The sequence below is a fragment of the Thalassospira sp. UBA848 genome (assembly GCF_002295455.1).
Classification (GTDB): Bacteria; Pseudomonadota; Alphaproteobacteria; order Rhodospirillales; family Thalassospiraceae; genus Thalassospira.
The window spans coordinates 21895-24263 of sequence record NZ_DBGS01000051.1 but is presented as its reverse complement, the minus strand read 5'-3'; the positions used below and the strand labels follow the sequence as shown (position 1 = coordinate 24263).

Annotated in this window: 2 protein-coding genes; both read right to left on the bottom strand. The window is 57.8% G+C overall.

Going from position 1 to position 2369, the window contains the following annotated elements:
• On the bottom strand, positions 1 to 848 hold an 848-nt coding region (locus B2R48_RS06615; RefSeq protein ID WP_296998928.1), incomplete at its 3' end, for a lyase family protein.
• A gap of 151 nt (positions 849 to 999) precedes the next feature.
• Positions 1000 to 2205 carry a 3-oxoadipyl-CoA thiolase gene (gene pcaF, locus B2R48_RS06610; RefSeq protein WP_213473371.1) on the bottom strand — a complete coding sequence of 402 codons (1206 nt, stop codon included), beginning with the start codon at positions 2203 to 2205 and terminating at the stop codon, positions 1000 to 1002.
• Positions 2206 to 2369: the final 164 nt, after the last annotated feature.

Genomic DNA, 2369 nt, shown 5'->3' with positions numbered 1-2369 from the left:
TTGGATTTATGCGGCATGGTCGATGACCCGCCGCCCTTGCCTGGCTGCACTTCGGCAATTTCGGACTGTGCCAGCAGAACCAAGTCCTGCCCCATCTTGCCTAGCGCGCCGGTTAACGCCGTTAACTGACTTGCGAAATCAACAAGAACGTCACGCTGGGCATGCCAGGGCATATCTGCAAGCGGAAGATCAAGTTCTTCGGAAAGGTTGCTTTCGACGTCTGCAGCCTTAACCCCGATGGAGGCCAACGTGCCTGCAGCCCCGCCAAACGAAATGCGCAGCAAGTCCGATGACAGGCTTTCAATCCGGTGATCGATCCGCACGAGTGGTGCCAACCATCCGGCAGCCTTCAAGCCAAACGTGGTGGGCACAGCCTGTTGGGATCGTGTTCGGCCAATCATCACCGTTTTGCGGTGGGTATCGGCATGCGCTGAAAGCGCCTTGGCCAGTTTGCGAATACGGCGGCGAATAATCGCAATCGCATCGCGCAGCTGCAAAACAAGCGCCGTATCAACCACGTCCTGGCTGGTGGCACCAAAATGAACGTATCGTGCGTCTTCGCCGCCAATTTCCGCCTTCAACGCCTTGATCAATGCCGGGACCGGGACACCGGCACGCGCCGTTGGTCCCGCAAGCGTTGCCGGATCTGGTTCGAAGTCGCGGCACACATCAGCAATGCGAACCGCACTTTGTTGGGGGATCAGACCTGCGCGCGCCTCGGCCGCGGCAAGGGCCGATTCAAATAGCAGCATGGATGCAATCTGCGCACGGTCGTCAAACAGTGCGGCAATTTCCGGATCGGAAAACAGATCCCCCAGCAAGGCAGAGTCAAAGGGCGAAACGCTCATCAGGTATCATCCACCATTCAAACAGGTGTGAAATCAAGTCGATAGACACTAGTGTCGCGCCAGCAACCATATTGGTCAATAACGCAAAAAGAAGCCCCTGCCCGACAACCGGCACAGGGGCACCTTTTTCAAGATCAATCAGCTATCGGCCTTAAACAGCTTCAAGCGCAATCGCGATGCCCTGGCCAACACCAATGCACATGGTCGCCAGCGCACGCTTGCCACCTGTGCGTTTCATCTGCAGGGCTGCAGTGCCGGCAATGCGTGCACCCGACATCCCAAGCGGATGACCAAGGGCAATTGCGCCACCATTCGGGTTCACACGCGCATCATCATCGGCAATGCCAAGATCGCGAAGCGTCGCCAGCCCCTGGGATGCAAAGGCTTCGTTCAATTCGATCACGTCAAGCTGCTCTGTCGACCAGCCGAGGCGTGCGAGAAGTTTTTTCGACGCCGGGGCCGGGCCAAAGCCCATGATACGCGGCGCAACACCGGCGGTCGCACCACCAACAACCCGAGCAATCGGGGTCAGGCCGTATTTTTTAACAGCGGCTTCGGATGCGACGATGAGCGCTGCGGCCCCGTCATTAACACCCGATGCGTTCCCCGCCGTGACCGAACCACCTTCGCGGAACGGGGTCGGCAATTTGGCAAGTTTTTCGGCCGTGGTGCCCGGGCGCGGATGTTCATCCTTGTCCACGACAATGGCATCGCCTTTACGCTGCGGAATGGTCACAGGTGTGATTTCCGCGGCCAGATTGCCATTTTCTTGTGCGGCAACCGCCTTGTCCTGCGAACGGGCCGCAAAGGCATCCTGATCTTCGCGCGAGATGTTGAAGTCCTCGGCAACGTTTTCACCGGTTTCAGGCATGGAATCCACACCGTACTGTTTCTTCATCACCGGGTTCACGAAGCGCCAGCCAATGGTGGTGTCATAGATTTCCGCATTGCGCGAAAACGCCGACGTCGCCTTTGGCATGACAAACGGGGCACGCGACATGCTTTCAACGCCGCCGGCAATCATCAGATCAGCTTCACCCGATTTGATCGCGCGCGCGGCCATAATGATCGCATCCATGCCCGAACCGCACAGACGGTTGACCGTCGTACCGGTCACTGTTTCCGGCAGACCGGCCAGAAGCGACGACATGCGCGCAACGTTGCGGTTGTCTTCACCAGCCTGGTTGGCACAGCCAAAGACGATGTCGTCAACCGCCGCAAAATCCAGATCCGGGTTACGGTCGATCAGCGCCTTAAGCGGCACGGCGCCAAGATCATCGGCGCGCACCTGCGACAGGCTGCCGCCAAAGCGGCCAATCGGGGTACGGATGTAATCGCAAATATATGCGTCAGCCATTTCTAAGATCCTTTTTATTGCTCTTACTGCTGGTCCCCATGGGCCTTGGCGGTACGAGCATGCAGTTCACGCAGAACCTGCAATTCTTTCTCGGACGGGATCGCAGTTTCGGCGACTTCGTCTGCGAACTCAACATCCCAACCGGTATTTTCGATGATTTCTTC